Source organism: Bacillus sp. JJ1474 (assembly GCF_036965225.1).
Classification (GTDB): domain Bacteria; phylum Bacillota; class Bacilli; order Bacillales; family Cytobacillaceae; genus Cytobacillus.
The window spans coordinates 1885-21973 of the sequence record NZ_JBALPC010000178.1 but is presented as its reverse complement, the minus strand read 5'-3'; the positions used below and the strand labels follow the sequence as shown (position 1 = coordinate 21973).

26 protein-coding genes are annotated in these 20089 nt (G+C 37.5%); 11 read left to right on the top strand and 15 right to left on the bottom strand.

Annotated elements, in window-relative coordinates; all coding sequences use genetic code 11:
- On the top strand, window positions 1–221 hold a 221-nt coding region (locus V7164_RS19745; RefSeq protein WP_335355020.1), incomplete at its 5' end, for a hypothetical protein.
- Between the two features lie 27 nt (window positions 222–248).
- On the opposite strand, the gene V7164_RS19740 is transcribed toward V7164_RS19745, so the two are convergent.
- Entirely contained in the window at window positions 249–1124 is an 876-nt protein-coding gene (locus V7164_RS19740; protein WP_335355019.1) for a nucleotidyltransferase-like protein, read from the bottom strand.
- A gap of 257 nt (window positions 1125–1381) precedes the next feature.
- On the opposite strand from V7164_RS19740, the gene V7164_RS19735 reads away from it, so the two are divergent.
- Window positions 1382–1732 carry a YgzB family protein gene (locus V7164_RS19735; RefSeq protein ID WP_335355018.1) on the top strand — a complete coding sequence of 117 codons (351 nt, stop codon included), beginning with the start codon at window positions 1382–1384 and terminating at the stop codon, window positions 1730–1732.
- 92 nt (window positions 1733–1824) lie between these two features.
- On the opposite strand, the gene perR is transcribed toward V7164_RS19735, so the two are convergent.
- The 3 genes from perR to V7164_RS19720 form a co-directional block, all read right to left on the bottom strand.
- Entirely contained in the window at window positions 1825–2262 is a 438-nt protein-coding gene (gene perR / locus V7164_RS19730) for a peroxide-responsive transcriptional repressor PerR (protein ID WP_335343759.1), read from the bottom strand.
- Between the two features lie 345 nt (window positions 2263–2607).
- Window positions 2608–3078, bottom strand: a complete 471-nt coding sequence (bcp, locus tag V7164_RS19725) for a thioredoxin-dependent thiol peroxidase (protein WP_335355017.1) — start codon at window positions 3076–3078, stop codon at window positions 2608–2610.
- Between the two features lie 77 nt (window positions 3079–3155).
- The gene (locus V7164_RS19720; protein ID WP_335343761.1) at window positions 3156–3566 is read right to left on the bottom strand and encodes an ion channel; all 411 of its coding nucleotides are present in this window, start codon (window positions 3564–3566) and stop codon (window positions 3156–3158) included.
- A gap of 165 nt (window positions 3567–3731) precedes the next feature.
- Here V7164_RS19720 and V7164_RS19715 point away from each other — a divergent pair, with 165 nt between their 5' ends.
- Window positions 3732–5027 (top strand): glutamate-1-semialdehyde 2,1-aminomutase, encoded by a 1296-nt coding sequence (locus V7164_RS19715; protein WP_335355016.1) that lies wholly within the window; start codon window positions 3732–3734, stop codon window positions 5025–5027.
- Window positions 5028–5293: 266 nt separating this feature from the next.
- Entirely contained in the window at window positions 5294–6364 is a 1071-nt protein-coding gene (locus V7164_RS19710; RefSeq protein ID WP_335355015.1) for an FUSC family protein, read from the top strand.
- A 35-nt stretch (window positions 6365–6399) separates the two neighbouring features.
- On the opposite strand, the gene V7164_RS19705 is transcribed toward V7164_RS19710, so the two are convergent.
- From V7164_RS19705 to fabL, 5 genes are all read right to left on the bottom strand, one after another.
- The gene (locus V7164_RS19705; RefSeq protein WP_335355014.1) at window positions 6400–8148 is read right to left on the bottom strand and encodes an ABC transporter ATP-binding protein; all 1749 of its coding nucleotides are present in this window, start codon (window positions 8146–8148) and stop codon (window positions 6400–6402) included.
- A gap of 93 nt (window positions 8149–8241) precedes the next feature.
- Window positions 8242–8772 (bottom strand): nucleoside tri-diphosphate phosphatase, encoded by a 531-nt coding sequence (ntdP, locus tag V7164_RS19700; RefSeq protein WP_335343766.1) that lies wholly within the window; start codon window positions 8770–8772, stop codon window positions 8242–8244.
- Window positions 8773–9132: 360 nt separating this feature from the next.
- Window positions 9133–9384 carry a YgaB family protein gene (locus V7164_RS19695; protein ID WP_335343767.1) on the bottom strand — a complete coding sequence of 84 codons (252 nt, stop codon included), beginning with the start codon at window positions 9382–9384 and terminating at the stop codon, window positions 9133–9135.
- Between the two features lie 242 nt (window positions 9385–9626).
- Window positions 9627–9836: a gamma-type small acid-soluble spore protein gene (locus tag V7164_RS19690; RefSeq protein WP_438824060.1), complete on the bottom strand. Its 210-nt coding sequence runs from the start codon at window positions 9834–9836 to the stop codon at window positions 9627–9629.
- A gap of 143 nt (window positions 9837–9979) precedes the next feature.
- Window positions 9980–10729 carry an enoyl-[acyl-carrier-protein] reductase FabL gene (gene fabL, locus V7164_RS19685; RefSeq protein WP_335355013.1) on the bottom strand — a complete coding sequence of 250 codons (750 nt, stop codon included), beginning with the start codon at window positions 10727–10729 and terminating at the stop codon, window positions 9980–9982.
- Between the two features lie 151 nt (window positions 10730–10880).
- Here fabL and V7164_RS19680 point away from each other — a divergent pair, with 151 nt between their 5' ends.
- Window positions 10881–11075, top strand: a complete 195-nt coding sequence (locus V7164_RS19680) for a hypothetical protein (RefSeq protein WP_315667977.1) — start codon at window positions 10881–10883, stop codon at window positions 11073–11075.
- Between the two features lie 151 nt (window positions 11076–11226).
- On the opposite strand, the gene mutY is transcribed toward V7164_RS19680, so the two are convergent.
- Complete coding sequence (gene mutY, locus V7164_RS19675) at window positions 11227–12339, bottom strand: A/G-specific adenine glycosylase (RefSeq protein WP_335355012.1); 1113 nt, start codon at window positions 12337–12339, stop codon at window positions 11227–11229.
- 266 nt (window positions 12340–12605) lie between these two features.
- On the opposite strand from mutY, the gene V7164_RS19670 reads away from it, so the two are divergent.
- On the top strand, window positions 12606–13586 hold the full coding sequence (locus tag V7164_RS19670) for a metal-dependent hydrolase (RefSeq protein ID WP_335343770.1): 981 nt from the start codon (window positions 12606–12608) through the stop codon (window positions 13584–13586).
- Window positions 13587–13620: 34 nt separating this feature from the next.
- Here V7164_RS19670 and V7164_RS19665 read toward each other — a convergent pair whose 3' ends face one another.
- Window positions 13621–13890: a YfhJ family protein gene (locus tag V7164_RS19665; RefSeq protein WP_335355011.1), complete on the bottom strand. Its 270-nt coding sequence runs from the start codon at window positions 13888–13890 to the stop codon at window positions 13621–13623.
- A 134-nt stretch (window positions 13891–14024) separates the two neighbouring features.
- Here V7164_RS19665 and V7164_RS19660 point away from each other — a divergent pair, with 134 nt between their 5' ends.
- Complete coding sequence (locus V7164_RS19660) at window positions 14025–14195, top strand: small, acid-soluble spore protein K (RefSeq protein WP_066298977.1); 171 nt, start codon at window positions 14025–14027, stop codon at window positions 14193–14195.
- 28 nt (window positions 14196–14223) lie between these two features.
- The gene (locus tag V7164_RS19655; protein WP_335343773.1) at window positions 14224–14367 is read left to right on the top strand and encodes a YpzG family protein; all 144 of its coding nucleotides are present in this window, start codon (window positions 14224–14226) and stop codon (window positions 14365–14367) included.
- A gap of 31 nt (window positions 14368–14398) precedes the next feature.
- Here V7164_RS19655 and V7164_RS19650 read toward each other — a convergent pair whose 3' ends face one another.
- Together V7164_RS19650 and recX are read right to left on the bottom strand one after the other, a co-directional pair.
- Window positions 14399–14716, bottom strand: coding sequence for a YfhH family protein (locus V7164_RS19650; RefSeq protein ID WP_335355010.1), 318 nt, complete (start codon window positions 14714–14716; stop codon window positions 14399–14401).
- A 256-nt stretch (window positions 14717–14972) separates the two neighbouring features.
- On the bottom strand, window positions 14973–15767 hold the full coding sequence (recX, locus tag V7164_RS19645) for a recombination regulator RecX (protein WP_335355009.1): 795 nt from the start codon (window positions 15765–15767) through the stop codon (window positions 14973–14975).
- A gap of 98 nt (window positions 15768–15865) precedes the next feature.
- Between recX and V7164_RS19640 the strand changes: the two genes are divergently transcribed.
- The 3 genes from V7164_RS19640 (at window position 15866) to V7164_RS19630 (ending at window position 17257) form a co-directional block, all read left to right on the top strand.
- Window positions 15866–16768, top strand: coding sequence for a TIGR01777 family oxidoreductase (locus tag V7164_RS19640; protein WP_335355008.1), 903 nt, complete (start codon window positions 15866–15868; stop codon window positions 16766–16768).
- An 83-nt stretch (window positions 16769–16851) separates the two neighbouring features.
- The gene (locus tag V7164_RS19635) at window positions 16852–16974 is read left to right on the top strand and encodes a YfhE family protein (RefSeq protein WP_151537531.1); all 123 of its coding nucleotides are present in this window, start codon (window positions 16852–16854) and stop codon (window positions 16972–16974) included.
- A 91-nt stretch (window positions 16975–17065) separates the two neighbouring features.
- Window positions 17066–17257: a YfhD family protein gene (locus tag V7164_RS19630; protein ID WP_066298870.1), complete on the top strand. Its 192-nt coding sequence runs from the start codon at window positions 17066–17068 to the stop codon at window positions 17255–17257.
- Between the two features lie 49 nt (window positions 17258–17306).
- On the opposite strand, the gene V7164_RS19625 is transcribed toward V7164_RS19630, so the two are convergent.
- Both V7164_RS19625 and V7164_RS19620 read right to left on the bottom strand, forming a co-directional pair.
- Complete coding sequence (locus tag V7164_RS19625) at window positions 17307–17804, bottom strand: DoxX family protein (RefSeq protein WP_335355007.1); 498 nt, start codon at window positions 17802–17804, stop codon at window positions 17307–17309.
- Window positions 17805–18262: 458 nt separating this feature from the next.
- On the bottom strand, window positions 18263–20089 hold a 1827-nt coding region (locus tag V7164_RS19620; protein ID WP_335355006.1), incomplete at its 5' end, for an ABC transporter ATP-binding protein.

The window sequence follows — 20089 nt, the reverse complement described above, 5'->3', positions numbered from 1 at the left end:
AGCTCATAAATGTCTTTTTATCAAAAAGACTAAAAGATAAAACGTTGACGTTTTTTTGTTCGTTCAGTTTTCAAAGAACTATCATATCGCTCAGAAGCGACTTTTCTAATATAACATGTGTTGAAGCTGATGTCAACACCTTTATAAACTTTCATCCGCCAGCTGCACTTCATTTTATTCAACAAATTGCAGCGACGGATATTAATATATCAAGTATTTAATAAAAGGTCAATAACTTTTTTGTTTTTTTACAATAACTTTTTACTAAGTTTATAATACCGATGAAAGACACCTTTCCCCTTTGTTTCTATCGTTACTACTTCAATCATATTTCTATCGATTAAATATTCTATCAGTATTCCTAAATCAACTGAATAGTACTGTAATTCTTTATGGTTTATCATTTCATTAATGGACCAGAACTCTTTTTCTGATAGAACATCCACTAAATGACTGATTCCGCTTTTAGTTTTGGAATGGATTAAAAACTCACTTGCTAAGAAAAGAAGCTCTAACCTTTTATCTAAAGGCTCATGACTGCTTACTAGTTCTTCATATAATTTTAATATTTCCGGTTCAATTTGTTTAATTTGCTGCCATACTGTTACCTCTGGGTGAAAGCCTTGCTCAGTTAAGGCAAGTCTAGCAAGATGATGAAGGGAATGAACTACATGATTATACGCATCTAAATAATGTCCATTTTCAAAAAAAACCTTCCCGTCCATATACCGACGAATTAGTTTTGCAAATTCTATTCCCATTTTCAATTTACGGCCATTGAACGGGAAATCTCTAAGTTCTGTATTAATCTTATGAAAATATTCATTACGTTCGAAAATTACTTTCCCGCTATATAACCATTCGAAAATCTTCTTATTCGAACCAAGTAAAATCCATTCATGCAGCTGCTGATCCGTAATCATATATAAGGCTGCCTTCTGATCGTTATAAGTATAATGCTTAACATATACGGGTGACTCAGCTTCCTTAACTAAAATGAGCAAAACAACATCAAAGGTGTTTGTTGCTGGCGTATTCTTCTGTTGTTTCTTTATCATTAACACTCCGAGAGTATTCGCTTGACTAGCTCGTTCTTGATAAATGGGGCGGAGAATATCTTCCATTACTATTCCTCCATATTTTTATTAGCTTCTATAATTATTGGGATTTTATTGTGCGATCAATCTTTATCTTACAAAATCATGCTTTTAAGCATGGATTAAATGTATCTTCGACATTTTTTTTAAATAATCCTTCTTAAAAAAAGAAAAGCTGCACACATTTTCTTATTTCGATTGGATTCTTGAAATCTTATTTCTCTCCTATACTACTTATTATCTTTCATTTGATATGTTATAGTATTTCCGTAGGAGGGACTTAAATGGCTAAATATTCAAGTAAAATCAATAAAATTCGAACATTTGCCCTTGCTTTAATATTTGTCGGTTTTTTAGTCATGTATCTTGGGATCTTTTTCAGAAATTCCCCTCTGCTCATGACCATCTTTATGCTTCTTGGAACCGTCTTTATTATTGCTAGTACTGTAGTATATTTTTGGATTGGGATGCTATCAACTAAAACAGTACAGGTTGTCTGTCCAAATTGCGGCAGACATACAAAAATATTAGGTCGCGTTGATATGTGCATGTATTGCAATGAACCGTTAACACTAGATCGTAATCTAGAGGGCAAAGAATTCGATGAAAATTATAATAAGAAATCTCGGTCGTAGCCGAGATTTTTATTTTTCCCCTTAACTAACTGCTCAAACGAAAATGACCATAAAAATAAGCTGTCGGCACTTTGACCAGCAGCTTTGTTTTATTAATGCGCCTCTTTAATTGAACACTCAGGGCAGGTTCCATAAATCTCCATACGATGATGGCTAATCTTAAAACCTGTAACATGAGATGCTAAATGCTCAACTTCATCTAGACCAGGATAATGGAAGTCAACGATTTTTCCGCATTTTTCACAAATCACGTGGTAATGATGGGTTGTTACAAAGTCAAAACGACTTGATGCATCTCCATAAGTCAGTTCCTTAACAAGTCCAACCTCACGAAATACTCTTAAATTATTGTAAACTGTTGCCACACTCATATTCGGAAACTTTCCTTCTAAAGCCTTGTATATATCGTCTGCTGTAGGGTGTGACATGGAGTTTATTAAATATTCAAGTATCGCATGACGCTGTGGTGTTATGCGAACTCCAGTATCCTTTAGAGTGTCCAGCGCTTCCTTTAATTGAATTTGCGCCACCGGCCATGCACCTCTTTTCTAACAAGAATTATTACTTTATAATCTTTATAAATAGTTTACTCATTCAATAGTACTTTTGTCAACATTGCAAACTACAAAATGGGTAGTTGAGGCTTTTTATTAAATCTGATTCAATCGGAAGATTTTTTTATCCCTCCTCTGGTTTCAATGATTCTTAATTTACTATATGTTTAATAAATATATTTAAAAACATAAAAAGAAAAAAAGCGAATCCTATAAGATCCGCTTCAAAATATATCTGAGGAGGTATGCCCTAATAAAATGATATTCAAAACATTTCCAGATGAGTGGACAAAAGCCTTGTTAGCAAAAAATAGGCTGTATTTATGAAAGATTTTCCTTAATATACTCAAGTGCTTCCTCTACATGCCCCTTAACCTTCACCTTTCTCCATTCCTTAACTAGCTTGCCAGCTTTATCAATGATAAAAGTAGAACGTTCAATTCCCATATATTCTTTCCCAAAGTTTTTCTTTAGCTTCCAAACGTCATAAGCCTCTGCCGCTTTATTCTCCTCGTCTGCAAGTAAGATAAAAGGCAAATCATATTTTTCAATAAATTTATCATGGCGAGCAAGCGGATCAGGACTTACACCAAGAATAACAGCATCCACATCTGCGAATTCGCTATGCTTGTCCCTGAAATCACATGCCTGTGTCGTACATCCAGGAGTCATATCCTTTGGATAGAAATACAGGACAATATTTTTTCCTCGAAAATCAGATAGTTTAATCGTTTCCCCGTTACTTGCTTCAAGTTCAAAGTCGGGAGCTAATTCTCCTATCGAAACGGCCATTGAAATTCCTCCTATATGCTTTTTCTTAAGCCTATCCAATTTTTCTAAGAAACACAACAAAATCAACTTGATAACAGCTACAATTTCTTTTCCATCTCAAACACCGCTCTAAATACGAAAGCAGCCGGAATCGTATATCCAATGAGCGCTTCAAGCACCGCTATCATTCTTCCGACCCCAATAGGGGCAATGTCTCCATAACCTACGGAAAATAAGGTTACTGCACTGAAATAAAATCCTGTTTCTAATTGATTCAGAAAATCACCATCTAATCCAACAGTTCCTTCCATAAAAACAGTATAGCCATTCGTTTCAAGAAGAATATATATGAGTCCGAACCCAATCATGACGGTTACATAAATAAAGGCCAAATAAATAAAGTTTTCAAAGCTAACCTTTTTTCCTTTAATTGTGTGTGGCAAAAACAAAGTTCTTATGCTCATGATCATACAGAAAACAATTAATACAAGGGATATATAAAAAACCATTTACACGCCCACTTTCCTCTTTGCCTCTCTTAAACTATACGCTTATCGTTAAATCCATATGACAGCCTGTACATTTAAGAAAAGTCGCAATTATGAAACGAAGCATTCTAGTCCCAAAACATGATAAGATATGATAAGTTAGCACCTAAATCAAGGAGGATTCACATGCAATTTACAAATTCAGAACGCATACATAAAGAAGCACTTGAGCATATTGTCGGAGGAGTGAACAGCCCTTCCCGTTCGTATAAAGCTGTTGGCGGCGGAGCCCCAGTCGTTATGGAGAGAGGTCAAGGAGCATATTTCTGGGATGTAGATGGTAATCAATATATTGATTATTTAGCAGCTTATGGACCCATTATTACAGGTCATGCCCATCCGCACATAACAGAAGCCATTAAGAAAGCTGCTGAAACAGGTGTACTATACGGAACACCTACTCCCCATGAAGTTAAATTTGCCGCAATGCTCAAGGAAGCCATGCCAGCGTTAGAAAAGGTCCGTTTCGTTAATTCTGGAACGGAAGCAGTTATGACAACGATTCGCGTGGCACGTGCTTATACAGGCAGAGACAAGATCATCAAATTCGCTGGCTGCTATCATGGACACTCTGATCTCGTTCTAGTTGCTGCAGGATCAGGACCAGCCACACTTGGAACGCCAGATTCAGCTGGTGTCCCAAAGAGTATTGCTCAAGAGGTTATTACGGTTCCTTTCAATGATATCGAGCCATTTAAAGAGGCATTAGAAAAATGGGGAAGTGAAATTGCAGCCGTTCTTGTGGAGCCAATTGTCGGGAACTTCGGTATTGTTGAACCAAAGCCAGGTTTCTTGGAACAAATTAATGAATTAACACATGCAGCAGGTGCTCTTGTTATTTATGATGAGGTCATAACCGCTTTCCGATTTATGTACGGAGGTGCACAGGATTTATTAGGCGTTACCCCTGATTTAACTGCAATGGGAAAAATTATTGGCGGTGGCTTGCCAATTGGTGCATACGGCGGGAAGAAAGAAATCATGGAAAAAGTGGCTCCATTGGGACCAGCCTATCAAGCAGGAACAATGGCAGGAAATCCGGCATCCATTTTATCAGGAATCGCATGCCTTGAGGTTTTACAGCAAAAGGGTGTATATGAGTATCTCGACAGACTTGGAGCGTTGCTTGAGGAAGGAATTGCAGCTGCTGCAAAGGAATACAATATCCCTATTACAATCAATCGTTTGAAGGGTGCGCTCACAGTCTATTTTACGAATGAAAAAGTTGTTAATTACGAACAAGCAGAGAACACAGACGGAGAAATGTTTGCGAAATTCTTCAAGCTCATGTTAAAACAAGGAATCAACCTGGCGCCATCCAAGTATGAAGCATGGTTCCTTACAATCGCACATACAGAGGAAGACATCGAAGCAACGATTCATGCAGTACAAAACGCCTTTCAAGCTTTAGGGGAAGAATAAATATTAATCTCATTCATATGATTGTAGGAGCGATTTTTTTTCGCTCCTTTTTTCTAAATACAAATAGTACAAACTCTTGTAAAAAATTTACGAAAATGCCCATTGTACTTCTCCTTATATCCATGTATAGTACATTAATGTCATGGTCTTGAAATTACTTTTAAAGGATTTGCTTGTTAATTTAGCAACTAATTCGTTATGATTACCTTTACTAGTTTAAGTTAATAAACAGAAGGCATCTTCTGATAGAAAGGAAACAAATAAGTATGAAGCTTGGCGCCCGCATACTAAAAACGGGAATCGCAATTATTCTATCATTATTTTTATCTCAGGTTTTTCAGCTGCCTTCTCCAGTATTTGCAGCCATTGCGGCGATTTTCGCGATTCAGCCGACCATTTACCGATCCTTCTTATCTATTATTGAACAGGTTCAGGGAAATGCGATTGGGGCACTTACGGCAGTAGTGTTTGTTCTATTATTCGGCAATGATATGTTCATTATCGGGTTAGCAGCAATCGTTGTAATTACCATTAACTTAAAGCTTAAAATAGAAAATACAATCGGATTAGCACTCGTAACCATGATAGTCATCATGGAAACACCTAGTGATGAATTTATCCAATTTGCTCTTATCAGGTTTTCTACTGTCATGTTAGGGGTTTTTTCAGCTTTTATCGTTAATTTGCTATTTCTGCCTCCAAAGTATGAGAAAAAATTATACTTCGGCATCTCTGATATTACAGAAGAAACGACCAAATGGATACGGCTTACGATTAGACATGCCTCCGAGCATAAACTGCTAAAAAATGATATTGGGAAAATGAAGGCAAGTGTTAGAAACCTTGACCATTTATATAGTATGTATAAGGAAGAGCGAAACTATTTCAAAAAGGACACGATTCCCAAATCACGAAGGCTCGTTATTTATCGGCAAATGATTTCTACTGTAAAAAGATCGCTGGATACATTAAGGAAATTACATCGTTTTGAAAATGATCTTCAAGAAATGCCTTTGGATTACCAAAATGCTATTCAGCAGCAGCTAGACTGTCTTATTCATCATCATGAACATATCATGTTAAAGTTTATTGGAAAAGTACGCCCGAATGTGATCTTTGAAGAGGGAGACATCTTCCTAAATAGGAAAGAGCTCTTCAACCTCTTTATATCTCAAAAGAAGGAAGCTTCCTTAGAGGATGAAGATATTCTCTCACACAACATGCAAATCATCTCGGTTATTATAGACTATAATGAGCAAGTCGAGCATCTTGATAAGTTAATCACTAGCTTCCAAACCTATCATAAAAAAGCAAATGAAATGTCGATTGAGAAATAAGCGAAAAAAGGGCATCCAGCGCGGATGCTCTTTTTTTAACTTTCAAGCTGTTGCACTTGAAAAAGCTTATAATAATTGCCTTGCATTTTCATTAGTTCTTCATGGCTGCCCACTTCGGAAATCTCTCCATGCTCAATTAAGATAATTCGATCTGCATGTGTGATTGTTGATAGTCTGTGGGCGACTATAAAGGTTGTTCGGTCCTTAGCAAGCTCTTCTAATGCTTCCTGAATTAAATGCTCGCTTTCTAAATCCAATGCCGAAGTAGCTTCGTCCAAAATTAAGATTGGCGGATTTTTGAGGAATATTCTTGCAATCGCTACACGCTGCTTCTGGCCGCCTGACAGCTTGACTCCGCGTTCTCCAACCTTCGTATCATAGGCATTTGGCAAATTCATAATGAATTCATGAGCATTAGCAGCCTTCGCAGCTTCAATAACCTCTTCATCTGAAGCTCCCGGTTTTCCTAATAAAATATTTGTTTTGACTGACTCACTAAAGAGGATATTATCCTGAAGAACCATTCCGATTTTATCCCGTAAGGAGCGAACCTTAAATGACCGGATATCTTTTCCGTCTAGAAGGATTTTTCCCTCTGTTACATCATAAAACCTCGGAATTAACCCTACTAATGAAGACTTTCCTCCCCCGCTCATCCCAACAAGAGCAATGGTTTCTCCTTTTTTTACATTTAAAGTAATATTTTTAAGGACAAGGTCTTCCTTTTTATCGTAAGCAAAGCTTACTTGTTCAAAGTCTATATCTCCTTTCACAGCCTTGCATTCTACTGCATTCGGGGCGTCATCAATATCATACTTTTCATCTATTAATTCAAACACCCTGTCCATAGAGGCAATGGATTGGGTTAATGTTGTTGATGAATTTACAAGTCTTCTGAGTGGATTATATAATCTATCAATGTAAGCAATGAAGGCCATCATTGTTCCTGTAGATAAATCTCCCTGAATGACCTGGTAGGCTGAGTAGCCAATGACAAGTAAAGGGGCAACATCTGTTATGGTGTTAACAACGGCAAATGCCTTTGCATTCCACTTTGTATGATCAATCGCTTTTGTTAGAAAATTATCATTTTGCTTATCAAATTGAGTTTGTTCATAATCTTCAATGGCAAAGCTTTTTATAACAGCCATCCCCTGAACCCGTTCGTGCAAATAGCCTTGCACCTCAGCCAATGCTTGTGATCGTGCTCTCGTCAGCTTCCTTAAGTTGCCAAAAAAGTACCGTACGGAAAACCCATAAAACGGAAAAAGAATTAACGAAACGAGCGTTAAGGTAAAATCCATTTTCATCATGATCGCTACGGCAATGACGATAGTGGCAATATCGAGCCATAAATTCATTAATCCAGTAATAACAAATGTCTTTGTTTGTTCAACATCGTTGATCACTCTTGATATGACCTCGCCAACTCTCGTGTTTGCATAATATTTAAAGCTTAGCTTTTGTATATGTGTAAATAATCTATCACGAATATCATACAAAATTTTGCTCGCTACCCATTGGGCAAAATACTGCCGATAATACTCAATCGGCGGCCGAATAATGACAAAAATAATAATCATTATGCCCATTATTTTGATTAAACTGCCTGTCTTATCAGTACTGCTCAAGTTCGGGCTCCCTACAATATCATCAATAACATATTTGATTAGTAATGGAATTAATAGGGGAATCGCAAACTTAATGATTCCAATGATGAGCGTGATGATAATCTGCAGGCGATATGGCTTAACAAAATGCATATAACGCCGGATGCTGTCCAACTTGTTTCCCCCTCTTACCTTTTTTAAACATATAAAAACCTGTTGATTCATTGGTCAACAGGCGTGACAATTAGTGCTTTCCATTCAATTTCATTAGCGTCTGTAGGTAAGATATCTTTCATACCAAATATCAATAAAATCGGGTGCAAATGGACCTTTTCTTTGACGAATCCAATGAATTAATTGATCGACATTGGATTTTAAAATATGGTCGATAGGCTCGGGATAATTCATTTCCTGACGATGCTTCTCGTATTCATCCTCATCGAGCAGATTGAAGGTCATGTCTGGAAAAACCTTAATATCCAGGTCATAATCAATATATTTCACTGCTTCCCCGTCAAAAATAAATGGGGAACTAATATTGCAGTAATAATAAATCCCATCCTCGCGAATCATTCCAATGACATTAAACCAATATTGGGAGTGAAAATAACATATTGCTGGTTCTCTCGTAATCCATGTCCTTCCGTCAGATTCCGTTACAACAGTCCGGTCATTTCCACCAATGACCAAATTTTGTGTTCCTTTTAAAACGGTTGTTTCCTCCCAGACGCGATGGATGTGCCCATTATGTTTATAGCTATGAATTTGTACTGGTTCTCCTTCTCTGGGTACGGCCATTCATTTTCCCCTACTTTCAATAAATCCCGGGCTTTGCAACCTATCCAAATAAGAGAGACAAGGCTTGTCCTCCTACTGTCGGGAGATGAGAGGTGAGAAAAGAAGATCATATGCACGAAGCTCATTTACTTTTCCATAATCTTATCCCACTCATGTCTCCAATAAATTTTACAAATGATTAAAGGCAACAAAGAACGAATACTTTTTTCTATTATTATAACGGTTTAAGTAGAAATTTAAAACAAAGAGCCATTGAAAATCGTCAATGGCTGAAAGAAAAACAGTATAGGGATATAAATTTTACTTTTGCTGCGATTCACTAGTATTAAATATTCATCTACGTATCTAATTGATCTATTGTCAAACGGTTACCTTCATATCCTGATAGGAGCGAATAACCTCTTCTGTTTGCGTTTCGAACAGCTGATGTATGTCTTTAAGCTCTTTTCGCAAATTCGAAATTTCGATTTGAATACTTTCAAGCTCGGTTTCTTCTTGGAGGGCATTGAGCTCCTCCTCTATTTCCTCACAGCGCTCAAGTTCACTTTGGAGAAATAGAAGCTTTTCCATCGTTTGCATTTGTTCGGATACTAAATGGTTAAAGTTTTTCATTTGATTGTTTCACCGTCCCATTTATTTTTCTTTTGTATGTATTCGCTCATAACCTTGTCTTTCCTTTGACTACTTCTGTTGATTAAATAGAGGTTTTGTCGAAAAAAGAAGGGCTGAAGGAAATCAAAGTACTGCCATACTAGAGCATTATATCCGCAAGCCCGATCGAATAGACTTGTAAAGGAGATAACAAGCAAAAAAAAGAAGGCGCCCTTTCGAATGAAGAGCGCCTTCCATTTAAATTACTGACTTTGCTGACCAGAGTTTTGAGCTTTTTTAGCTTCAGCTTGTTGGTTTTGTTGTCTAACCTCTTGAGCATTCGTTTCGCTAGCAAACTCTGTACCGAACTGGCCTTGAGCACCAGCTGCTCCAGCACCAGCAGATTGAGCGTTTTGTTGTCTAACTTGTTGAATGTTAGTTCCAGCTTGAGATTGGTTTGGTTGTTTTGCCATGATTATCACCTCCACGCTCTTTAATTTAACCAAGCGCAGAAAAAATATCCTAGAATTTTAAAAAACTGCAGCTGGGGTGGAAAATATCTTGTCCTCTCTACTATCGGCTGTTAATCATGGCAAAGTCTCATTTCAACACTTAATCAAACGAGTAAGGATATTCCCCCATCAACAATAATTGTCTGGCCACAAATCATGCTTGATTGATCACTTAATAAAAACATAACCGCATTCACCATATCTTCAATTTCAACCATTCTCCCAGCTGGTGTTTTTTTCCTTGCTTCGGCTAGAAGTTCTTCTCGATTTGGAAAATGTGTGAGTGCCTCTGTATCTACAGCACCTCCTGATACTGCATTTACAGTAATATTTTTAGCAGCAAGCTCAACAGCCAAATATCTTGTTAAGGCTTCTAAAGCGGCTTTCGAAACGCCTACAGTTGTATAATTTTCCAAATAGCGAATGGAGCCTAACGAGCTGATGCTGACAATTTTGCCTCCTTCGTTTCTTTCCATTAGCTTTGCGGCCTCTTGGGCACAAAATAATAAAGCCTTGCTATTTATATTCATTGTCCAGTCCCAGTGAGATTCTTCAAGCTCCATTGCGGGGCGCAAAACCCCAGAAGCGGCATTATTTACAAAAACATCTAACCTGCCAAATTCCTGATCAATCTCCTGAAATAACTTTTTTATCTTCTCTACGTCACCGACATTTGCTTTTACAATTAAAGCCTTTCTTCCTAATGCTTCAATTTCCGCAGCTGTTTCCATTGCAGCAGTTTTGCTTCTCGCATAATTAATGACAATATCATAGCCATCCTTTGCCAATCTGATAGCTGTTGCTTTTCCAATTCCCCTGCTGCTCCCAGTTACTAATGCTACTTTTTGTGCCATTGTCTCAATTCCTTTCTTCATATTGGCAGTGTTATGAAAAAATCACTAACATTTCGCCAAATTCTTCTAATGCCCATTTTATCTTTTTCATGTATATGTAGCAATTGAGATCAGAACAATACTAAATATGATAGATGAAAGGAAGAGGATTATGTATAACGGCCGAGACATGACTGAGCTGTCAATGATGTCCAAAACAGATTGGGAAGATCAGGAGCTAACTTATTTTCACCATTCCTTCCAGCAAATTGTCCCGTATTTAAATGCGGAGGGTCAAACGATCCAAAGGGAAATTATGGAGGAAATCCAAAATCGCGGGGGGTTAAAGAATACGAAGAGGTCATGATGTGAGTAATGTTGGATATTTGACTGCTGAGGATGTAATTAGCGGTCACATTGAGTTCGTCAATGTGACCTTTTATTATTTACACTTACATTGAAGGATTCAATGATAGGGTTTTAAAGTCCTTTATCAAAAACTCTTACATTGGACCTTTCTACATTAAGGTATCAGTCATTGATTCCATAAATTGCTTTAATATTTTCTGATGAGAAACAGAAAAGGCATACTGTTCCATTTCCTCCAGCGTAACGAGCTTCAAATCATCTGCTTCTTTTTCAAATGTAAGCAGCTTACCCTTATAAGCATTGATATTCCACGTCAAGTGGGAGAAGACATGCTCAATTTGCCCGATCATTTCGTTGACTTGAACGTCAGCCTGAAACTGCTGTTTCACTACTTCCACTAACTGATTAGCTTCGTGTTCATAAGGCAAGAGAATTTCTGCATTTGGAAACTCCCATAGATTCGCCAACAGCCCTTGATCATCCCTTTTATGAATTAGAATTCGACCTTCCTCATTTGTTAGAACCGCAGCTGCAATACGGACATGACGATGTTTTTTATTTTTCGTTTTAACGGGAAGCTCAGTATGTGTTCCAGCGTGGAAGGCGTGGCAATGCTCGCGAACCGGGCATAATAAACACTTTGGGGATGTAGGAGTACAGATTAAGGCTCCGAGCTCCATCAAAGCTTGATTAAAATAGGACGGATTTTCATGAGAGATAAGCTTTCTTACCGCCTCTTCAAATGTTTTCCTAGTCGATGGCTTTGCAATATCCTCCCATATTGATAATATTCTTGATAAAACCCTCATTACATTTCCATCAACTGCAGGTTCTGGAAGCCCGTAAGCGATGCTAAGAATAGCCCCAGAAGTGTAAGGTCCTACTCCTTTTAACGAAGAAATTTCCTTTTGATTATTTGGAACCTTCCCTCCGTATTTTTCCTCGACTTCCCTGACTGCCGTTTGCAGATTTCTCGCCCGAGAATAATAGCCCAATCCTTCCCAAGCCTTCAGCACCTTATCTTCCTCAGCCTCCGCTAAGGCTTTAGTTGTCGGAAACAGCTCTATAAACCGATTAAAATAGGGAATGACCGTGTCAACTCGTGTTTGCTGAAGCATAATTTCTGAAACCCAAACTTTATAAGGGTCCTTGTCTCTTCTCCAGGGCAGGTCTCTTTGTTCAGCTCGAAACCAACTGATTAAATCGTGCTGAAAGGTGTTTATATCTATATGTTTAAGCTCTTCTAATTGATTTTTATTCAATTTTTCTCCTCCAAGATATTGTAAAAAAGTAGTACAATCCTTTAAAAAGGATTAACAATCGTTAAAACGGGAAAATTATATAGACGTATGTTTATATGTTTGACACACATTTCTAGGAGATTGCATTCTTTGATTGTAAACAATATTTGAACTTTTTGCTTCAATTAAGCAACTCTTATAAATTTAACATCTTTTTGTGGTGAAACAAGCAAAAACATAATAAAATTAACCCTATAATGTTTTCTATAATAAGGAGGTTTTTCCTCTTGGATACAGGCACACATATTGTAATGGGTCTCGCTTTAGCTGGAATAGCTACTCTTGATCCGGTCGTAGCAGAAAATTCAGCTACAACAACGAGCGTAATGATTGGGGCCATTGTCGGTTCACAAATCCCCGATATTGATACAGTATTAAAGCTAAGAAGCAACGCTGTCTATATACGCAATCATCGCGGGATTACCCATTCTATTCCTGCTGTTCTCCTTTGGCCTATAGTACTTACTTCCGTCATCTACCCTTTCTTTCCAGGTGCGAATTTACTCCATCTTTGGATTTGGACGTTTATCGCTGTTTTTCTCCACGTTTTTGTTGATATTTTCAATGCTTATGGGACCCAAGCCTTAAGGCCATTTTCATCAAAATGGATCGCATTAGGAGTTATCAATACATTTGATCCATATATATTTGGAATTCATATCGTTGGCATTCTAATATGGGCATTTGGTGCACATCCTGGATATACATTTCTGCCTATTTACGTCATGTTGATTTTCTATTATATTCTTCGATTTAGGGCTCAAAAGAAAGTTCATAATGAGGTAAAAAGAATGATACCTGATGCAACTGATATCATTATTGCCCCAACAATGAAATACAATAAATGGCGGATTGCTGTCATGAATAAGCACCAATTTTTTGTCGGACGCGCAGAAAATCATGAAGTGAAAATTATCGATCAATTTTATCGGGTCCCTGTGCCTGAAACACCAGTATTGGAGGTTGCTAAAAAAGATAAAAACCTGTCTGCCTTTTTATCCTTTTCTCCTGTTTATCGTTGGGAAATTGACGAATATGATGAATATTATGAAGTTCGTTTCATCGATCTTCGTTATCGCAGCAATGATTATTACCCCTTCGTTGCTGTTGTGCAGTTAAATCTGGATTTAGAAATAATCACATCCTATACGGGATGGATTTTCAGTGAAGAGAAACTCCGTAAAAAACTGGATATTATCCCTGGTTAATGAAAAATATCTGGCTCTATTAGCCAGATATTTTTTAATGCAGCTTCTTCGGATCCTCTTCCAATAAGTGTTTATACTTTGGATTTTCGGCAACAAATTCATGCAGCTTATCACCATAATGTTCAATCCATTGACTAACAACCTTTTCAGTCATTTCACTGCCCTGATATTTCCTGCCCGCTTTTGCATAGGTCGTTTCGAAATCATCCCAAAGCAGCTCAACCCATGTTTGGGCAAGACTTGCTGAAAGGAAGTTATTTTTCTCAAGAAGCCTTTCATATAATCTCTTTTGATATTCATTCATTTTCATGACCTCTTTCCAATAAAAGACCATCATACAGTTTAGTGAAAAGTTAATACTATTATTACGTGATGAGCATTTGCCAATCGCATTTGTTTTTCACGCACTTACATCCCTTGTCAGGAGGAGTTTTAATGGTGCGTAATAAAGCAAGAAACTTCCCAAACCAAATCAAAAATAAATTTGGCGGAGAGCCCCGTGCGAAAGCGGAATATGCATCTACAAGGGCAGACGGAACAATTAATACACAACCCCAAGAAAGAATGAGAGCATCTTCAAACCGCGATAGTGATACACCCGAATTTTAAACTTTTTTCAAAATGAGGAGGCTGTATAATGGCTAAACCGCGGAATTTCTTTAACTCAAAAATTAAAGCACCAAATTTCCGTCCAAAACATGCTCATTCACAAATAAACGGCGAGACTCAGCTCACTCAAAACCTCGTCATTTTAGAGGCGGAAACAAGGAAAAGATCATAGCAGAATTGGAGAGAGGGAAATTCTCCCTCTCTCAGCTTTTTTTCAGCATTGAAATTGGAAGGGCCTCTTCCCCTTCACTGCCTTTCAAACGAAATCCCCAGGCAAACACTCCATTCATATAATCAATCTTAAAGTAAGCGCCAGGGTCCCCTTCAATTTCGTAAATCTCCCCCGCTTTATAATCATCTGGGTTCAATAAATAGGCTTTTGCCATTACTGCCTTTCTTTCAAGCACAGCATACTCATTGACCATTCCCATTTGTTCTGCTTTTCTTGCCTTTTCATTTAGCTTTGATATTTCCTGCTGTAGTTCATACGCTGTCATATCGCTATATCTTTTATCCTGCATTGTATTCACCTTCCTGTCATGCACCTTTTCTAAGTTAAAGGTTATCCTAATAGTATCCATAGTAAAGTATATTGAAAATCTAACAATTAGAAAAGGGAAAAAGCTACAGCAGATAATCTTCAGATTTGATACAATATGTGATTAAGGCAAACGGATTGGGGTGTTTTAAGGATGAATTCCATCATCATAACAGATGCGGGCTCAGGATTAGCAAAGGTGCCTGGCACCTTAAAGAGAGTCATTTTATAAAAAAAAACTATTCCTTCAATTCCTCGATCATTTGCTCGATCAATTCGATAGAAAATCCCTTACGATACAGCGTCTGTTTCATTTTTTGCTCATATTCAAAATCACTTAGAGCGGAAAATTTCCGATGTGCCTTTTCAGCATGAGAACGAAGTGCCGTCATTTCCAGATCTTCACCTTTGTCCGTATCTGTTTCAGTAATGGCTGCTTGAATCATTTCCATTGAATAGCCTTTTCTATAAAGCATCTGTTCAAGCTTTTGCCTCATCACCCTAGAAGAGTCTTTAGAATTTTTTTGTACAAATTTTTCACAGAGCTTAAGTGCGGTTTCGAATTCGTTTTCATAAGAGTATTCCCTCATAGCTAATTCGATCAAATTTTCAGTTATGCCCTTATCTCGCAACTCTCCACGAATGATTCTTGATCCTTTGTCAGTTGTATTCATTGACGTCCGAACAAAAGCGATGGCATACTCTTTATCATCTAAAAATTGATACTCATATAATTTATGGATAACTTCCCGAATAATCATTTCGGCTACATCTTTTTCAGCTAAATATTGGCGTATTTCTTTTTCCGATCTCATTCTTTTTGATAAGTATTGGATAGCTCTGTTATACGCTTTGCGAATGTCATCTTGATAAGCAATTTCAGATATAGAAAATTCGTCCAGCTCCATGCCTTTTTTTAGGCTGTGCTTAATAATTACATCTTCATCCACGCTAAAGGCATATTTTTCATCCAAAAAAATATTATAACGATCTTTATTTTTTTCCTGTACAGAAATTTTTGTAATGATAGGCATATTTATCACCTCATCTTTAATGTACCATATTTGAAAAAGGATTTATGAAATATATAGAGAACATGTAATGAAAAAGATTAATTACGGAGGATAGATCCATGAAGATTGCTTTGACTGGCGGAACTGGCTTTATTGGTGGAGCATTGGCAAAGGAATTAGTAAAGAACGGGCATGAAATTTTTATCCTAACGAGAGATGCAAGTATAAGAAATAACACTGATAAGATTAAATATATCTCATGGTTAAATGATGGGGATGTTCCAGAAGAAAAATTAGAAGGGATCGATGGTTTAATAAATCTAGCAGGTGAATCCATTAATAGCGGGAGATGGACGGAAACCCGCAAGAAGAGAATTCTGGATAGCCGGATTTCTGCAACAAGAGAAGTATTGAGGATTTTAGTACATTTGAATAAAAAGCCAAAAATTTTAATAAATGCCAGTGCTATCGGATATTATGGCACTTCACCTACAAATACTTTTTCGGAGGACTCTTCAGAAAAGGGAGCAGACTTCCTTTCAATTACTGTACAGAAATGGGAGACTGAAGCATTTAAAGCAAAGGAGTTAGGCATTCGTACCGTTTGCTGCCGTTTTGGCATTATTCTTGATAAGACTGATGGGGCTCTTCCAAGAATGGCCCTTCCTTATAAACTTTTTGCCGGAGGAAAAGTCGGATCGGGTGAACAGTGGGTTTCTTGGATTCATCTAAGAGATGTTGTAAACGGCATCATTTTTTGTATGGAAAATAAAAATATGGAGGGCCCCGTTAATTTTACCGCACCTCATCCTGTCAGAATGAAAGAATTTGGGCAAATTCTAGGGAAGACACTGCAGCGTCCACATTGGATACCTGCACCAGGATTTGCATTAAAATCCTTGCTAGGTGAAATGAGCGTGCTCGTACTTGAAGGACAAAAGGTACTCCCTGAAAAGCTTGCATCCAATGGCTATCCGTTTCTCTTTAAGCATTTACATAAAGCTTTAGCAGATATCTACTAAAAGCTAGTATCAAACTTTTCACTTAAGGGAAAAATAAGGATGGTGTGAATTTTTACCTTATTTTTTTTGAAAGGGTGATCCATTTGGATAAAAAAACAAAGGATAAGAAGAAACGATCATTATCAGCAACTCAAGAGGTTCTATACTCCCGCGAATTCAAAATGGCTGACCGAGCTGGCGGTTATGTGGACAGACCAAAGCATTAATTCCCATCTATATTTTTGGCAGGATTGTTAACAATAAAATACGGAAGCAACTTTTGGTTTCCGTACTTTATTGTTGAAAGGGGTTTTTGCAATGGGTCGTTCACGCGGACAAAGATCTCGAGACAAAAATAAAGCTTCACTTCCACAAGTACCAAAAAATATGAAATCTGATGGCATCGATGAGGAATTCTCACAAGAGCTAGCCGATCAGGCAGATCTTGAGGCTCAAGCTCGTGCCAATGCTGCGAATCAAAGAGTTAAAGGAAAGAAAAGAAAATCGTAAAAAAATAAGCAGCAAGGACTGGCTCCTTGCTGCTTATTACTATTAACCATTAGGCTGCTTGTTTTCCAGTAGTATTTCCGCCTTTTCCTAAAAGGTTTTTAACGTATGGAATTGCAATTCTGTCTACGCCCCAGAAATAAGCACCGCTACCTGTGAATAGTAGAATAATGGCAGTAGTATAAAGGATAGGGTTTACGCTTGTTGTTCCGGCTAATAAAAAGTTAAGGTTCATAAATGCGCCTGCAATAAGTGCTGGAATGGTTGCTGCTCCAAGAATAAGTCCAATTCCTACTAGAACTTCACCATATGCAACTAGGGTACTGAATAAATCTGCGTTCGGTAAAGCAAAGTTTTCTAAAAATGCTGCGTACCAGCCTTGTACTGCCGGGTGATCGCCTCCCGCTTTGGCAATGGCTCCTTGTATAAATCCACCAGCTTCAAAACCGCCTGTTACTTTACCCCACCCTGCTTCAATCCACTGAATTCCTAACCAAATTCTTAACACAGTCCATGCAATCGCTGCTTGCGGAGTTTTCCACCATTTCACAATAATCCTCTCCTATTTAAATATATTTGTTTGTGAATTAATTCACATAGTTCGCTAAAAAAATTTTTCATTTACATTAATTGAAAGCCGGCCAGCTTTATTCTAGAAAGGAAGCAATTCACTTTGTGAAGTTTTTCACTTTCTTTCTACACTCTTAATATAATCCTTTTTTCATCATTTGCCAATGGCTTTCACTAATCTTTCACAAATATAAATTAAATTATGGCTAATATTTGAACATGTAGTTGCACATAGCATTGTGGGTAGTGTGGGTAACTACTTAAAGGTCCTTTCATAGAAAGGTTTCGTGGAATATTTTCTGTGGATAAAGCTGTGGAGCATTTATTATCATTGCCTTTTAGTTGTTAATAAACAGTGGATACTTAAGTGCATGATAATTGGCTTCAATAGAAAAAAAGCATGAAAAATCGAAATGATTTATTCATGCCCTTCTATTATTAAACGTTTGCTTTTTGCTCTGTCTGTCCATGCAAATGATAATAAAAACCCTTTTGCTTAAGTAGTGACTCGTGTGTTCCCTCTTCAATCAATTCTCCTTCATGAAGCACAAAAATTCGATCTGCATTTTGTATTGTATTTAATCGGTGTGCAATGACAAAGCTTGTTCTGCCCTTCATTAACTCCAGCAATGCGTCCTGGATTTTCAATTCAGTTATCGTATCAATACTGCTTGTAGCCTCATCTAAAATGAGAATTAACGGGTTAGCCAGAAATGCCCTTGCAATGGATAATAACTGTTTTTGCCCCTGACTAATGCCATTTCCGTCTTGGTTTAATAATGTGTTGTATTGATCAGGCAGCTTCATAATAAATGAATGTGCATTTGCCATTTGAGCTGCCTTGACCACTTCCTCGTCAGTTGCTTCAAGCCTTCCGTAACGAATATTCTCCATAACCGTTCCTTGAAACAAAAAGGAATCCTGCAATACATATCCCATATGCCTTCGCAAGCTTTCTTTCTTTATTTCCGAAATAGGCTGACCATCGATAAGAATACTGCCACTGTCCACCTCGTAAAATCGTGACAGGAGATTAATCATTGTTGTTTTACCAGCACCTGTAGGTCCGACAAATGCAGCGGTCTCACCAGGAAAAACATGAAGATTCATATTTCTTACCGTGTTGCCTTCCTCTTCATAAGAAAAGTTTACATCGCGAAATTCAATCTCTCCTCTTACATTTGAAATTTCTTGAAGGGCGTATTCATTTTGAGATTCGACCTCTTCATCAAGAATATCAAATACCCTTTCTGCTCCAGCAATTGCTGAGAGAAGTGTATTAAACTGGTTAGCTAAGTCGTTCAATGGACGGGTAAACTGGCGGGAGTATTCTGTAAAAATGACAATGGCCCCGATGGAAATCAGTCCTTTTAATGCAAAGATTCCACCTATACCTGCGATGATTGCAAAGCTAAGATTGTTTAGGAAGTTCATCAGTTTTGGAATAAAACCCGAATACGTCTGCGCCCAATATCCTGCACCCCTTAGCCTCTCTGCTTTTTCTACAAACTCATCCGTTACTCTCTGTTCCTGGGAAAAAGTTTTAATTATTCTTTGCCCAGATATAGTTTCCTCAATAAATCCATTCAGTTCACCGAGATTTCTCTGCTGCTCTTTAAATAATACCCCTGTCCGCTTCGTAATCCACTTCATCCCTAAATACATAAGTGGAACAATCGTTAAGGTCAGCAAAGTCAATAGCGGACTTAGCCAAAGCATAACTGACACCGTGCCAATAAGGGTAAGGATGCTAGAAAAAATCTGAATGACTGAGCTGTTTAATGTAGAGCTGACATTTTCAATATCATTTGTAATTCGGCTCATTAATTCTCCATGCTGTCGTTTATCAAAGAAGGGAATAGGCAGCTTATGCAAATGCTTGAAAAGATTTGTTCTCATTTCAAAGACTGTGTTTTGCGCAATTCCAATCATCCAGTAATTTTGAAACCAAAGGGAAAGCGAGTAAACAGCATAAATTCCTGCCAGTCCAAAAAGGAGTGTAATAAAGCCATCGCTGCTTTTAGTCACAATATATTTATCAATGGCCATTCCAACTAAAAAGGGACCTAGCAGCCCTAAAAATGAACTAATAAGAACCATTAAAAGAACTAGAAATAATAGACCTTTATTATAGGAAAGAAATTGCCAGATTCTTTTTATCGTTTGTTTGTAATTTCTTGATTTAGTTTTTTGTTTTCCCCTTGCCTTATCATGAAATTTTTCATTTAAAGGAAGATTTTTCTTATATTGAAACGGTTTTTTCAT